A 2,306-nucleotide genomic window follows, 5' to 3' on the forward strand; every position below is an offset into this window, starting at 1 on the left:
GGCGGGCGTACCGCGGGGGGGGTGGCGCGGGCGGGCCGGGCGCCGCGGCGCGCCGGCGGCGCCGGGGTGGTCGGCTGCTCGCGCGTCGCCCGCAGCGTGTGCCGCAGCTCACGCCACCAGACGAAGACCACGAAGCCGGCGAACACCGGCCACTCGATCGCGTAACCGAAGCTCAGCGTGTTGCCGTCGGCGGCCCGGGTGACCTGCCACCAGCCCAGCCCGAGAAAGCCCACCACCAGCACGACCATGGCCACGTGGCGGGCGATCCACGCCGGTGTCCAGAGCCGCTGCATGCCATCGAGGGTACCGGGCCCGCCGGCCGTCTCCGACGCGGCGTCGTAGGTGGGTCGGGTTTGGTGACACCCCGGCTGGGCATCCGTCTAGACGCCAGCCCGAACGAGACGAGGGGGCGACGATGACCGAATCAGTACGCCGTGACGCCAGTCCGGAGCAGCGGGTGACGGAGTGGGACGGCGATCACGCCCGCACCCAGGACGTCGACGGTGAGCTGCTCGGGGTGGACCCCGCCGAGCTCGGCGACGAGGACCTGATCCGGGAGATGCAGAGCCTGCACCGGACCCGGCTGGACACCCTCCGGCACGCCACCGACTCGGCGCTCGCCAACCACCTGCGCCGCACCGCCGAGCTGGAGACCGAGTACCTGGCCCGGCACCCGGGCCGGGAGGTCGACCCGAGCCGGCTGCGGGACGCCTGATGGCCAGCCACGCCGAGCGCGGCATGTCCGCGCCGCCCGAGGTGGTCTTCAACACCGCCACCGACCCGGACCGGTCGTCGGCCTGGCTGCCCGAGGAGCTGCGCCGCTCCGGCACGCACCGGGTCGAGGTGGTCGACGCCGAGGACATGCGGGCCCGCTGGAGCTCCGAGTCCGCCGGCTGGTCGGCCGACATCGACGTGGAGCCGGCCGACGCCGGGGGCGCCCGGGTCCGGCTGGACCTGAACGGCACCGACCACGGGATGGCCGACGAGATCCTGGCCAGCCTCGCCCGAGAGGTGGCCGACAACCTGACCGCCGGCTGAGCCGGCACCCCCACCGAGATCGAGGAGACCGGGTGACCGGGAGTGGCCTGAAGCAGAAGGTGGCGCGGCTGCGCCAGGCGTACGCGCCGCACGAGCACCGGCCGCTGGGCGGCTACCTGGCGGCGATGGGCACGTACGGCGCGGTCACCGCGTCGCTGGTCGGACTGGTCCGGGCGACCGGCCGGCCGGTGCCGGAGCGGCCCACCCCCGGCGACGTGGTGCTGCTCTCGATCGCGACCCACAAGCTGAGCCGGCTGCTCTCCAAGGACGCGATCACCAGCCCGCTGCGCGCGCCGTTCACCCGGTACGACCACCCCATCGGCAGCGGCGAGGTGATGGAGGAGGTCCGCGACCAGGGCAGCTCGACCCGGCACGCCGTCGGCGAGCTGTTGAGCTGCCCGTTCTGCCTGGCCGTCTGGGTCGCCACCGGCCTCACCGGCGGGCTGGTGCTGGCGCCCCGGCTGACCCGGCTGGTCGCCACCGCGCTGACCGCGGTAGCCGCCTCCGACTTCCTCCAGATGGGCTACGCGGTGGCCCAGCAGGCGGCCGAGGGCGGGCACCGGGAGGAGTGACCGTACGACGGAGAAGGGGGCCGGCGCGTCGCGCCGGCCCCCTTCCGCGCTTCCTCCCGCTCAGGTGGGGGTGGTGCCGTGGTCCTCGCCAGCCCAGCCGCGCGACGCCTCGGGCTCCCGCTCGTCGCGGTCCTCGCCGGTGATGATGTCGTCGGCGACCGCGGTCTCGTCGTGCTCGCCGGCGAAGTCGCCGTCCGGCAGCGTGTCCGTGCCCTCCGGCGGCTGGCCGAGCGCCGGCGGGTGCTCGCGTTCCTCGTTTCGGTCGGTCATCGCGCTGTCCTCTCCGTCCTCGGGCCGGGTCCGCCGGAAGGGCTCAGGCCACCGTCCCGCCGAGCTGGTCGGCCGCCTCGTCGACCGCGTACTCGCCCTCGGGCAGCGCGGCGATCCGGGACAGCAGTTCGGCGGGGAGTTCGGCGGCCACCGCGCGGCGGTAGATGTCCGCCTGACTGATCCGCTCCTGGCCGCGGAAGATGTCGTCGAGCAGTTCGTCGAGCTGCCGGGTGTCCGGCTGATCGGTCACGGGCGCGTCGTCGGTCACGCCGATCAGCTACCCGGGGCCGAATCGGTCAAACGTCCCCACCCACCCCCGCCCCCAGCCGCGTTGATCATGATCTCCGTTGTCGTACGCCCCGCGCGGGGGTTCGCCCGGGGTCGTGTGGTGGTCCAGGCCACCTCGGCGGTGGCCTCCGATCGGTG

Annotated in this window: 6 protein-coding genes; 3 read left to right on the top strand and 3 right to left on the bottom strand. The window is 74.5% G+C overall.

Annotated elements, in window-relative coordinates; genetic code table 11:
- Positions 1-293, bottom strand: a 293-nt coding sequence (locus tag ABZV78_RS31650; protein WP_355644523.1) for a hypothetical protein, incomplete at its 3' end; no start/stop codon positions are given.
- Between the two features lie 122 nt (positions 294-415).
- Here ABZV78_RS31650 and ABZV78_RS31655 point away from each other — a divergent pair.
- The 3 genes from ABZV78_RS31655 to ABZV78_RS31665 are packed head-to-tail and all read left to right on the top strand — an operon-like array spanning position 416 to position 1,610.
- Positions 416-715, top strand: coding sequence for a DUF6158 family protein (locus ABZV78_RS31655; protein ID WP_091269715.1), 300 nt, complete (start codon positions 416-418; stop codon positions 713-715).
- The gene (locus ABZV78_RS31660; RefSeq protein WP_355644524.1) at positions 715-1,038 is read left to right on the top strand and encodes a hypothetical protein; all 324 of its coding nucleotides are present in this window, start codon (positions 715-717) and stop codon (positions 1,036-1,038) included. The genes ABZV78_RS31655 and ABZV78_RS31660 overlap by 1 nt, the downstream gene beginning before the upstream one ends.
- 32 nt (positions 1,039-1,070) lie before the next feature.
- Positions 1,071-1,610, top strand: a complete 540-nt coding sequence (locus ABZV78_RS31665) for a DUF1360 domain-containing protein (RefSeq protein ID WP_355644526.1) — start codon at positions 1,071-1,073, stop codon at positions 1,608-1,610.
- A gap of 60 nt (positions 1,611-1,670) precedes the next feature.
- Here ABZV78_RS31665 and ABZV78_RS31670 read toward each other — a convergent pair whose 3' ends face one another.
- Positions 1,671-1,880 (bottom strand): hypothetical protein, encoded by a 210-nt coding sequence (locus ABZV78_RS31670; RefSeq protein ID WP_355644527.1) that lies wholly within the window; start codon positions 1,878-1,880, stop codon positions 1,671-1,673.
- 43 nt (positions 1,881-1,923) lie between these two features.
- Positions 1,924-2,148 carry a hypothetical protein gene (locus tag ABZV78_RS31675; protein WP_355644529.1) on the bottom strand — a complete coding sequence of 75 codons (225 nt, stop codon included), beginning with the start codon at positions 2,146-2,148 and terminating at the stop codon, positions 1,924-1,926.
- Positions 2,149-2,306: the final 158 nt, after the last annotated feature.

This window comes from Micromonospora sp. NPDC004540 (genome assembly GCF_040610095.1).
Lineage (GTDB): Bacteria > Actinomycetota > Actinomycetes > Mycobacteriales > Micromonosporaceae > Micromonospora.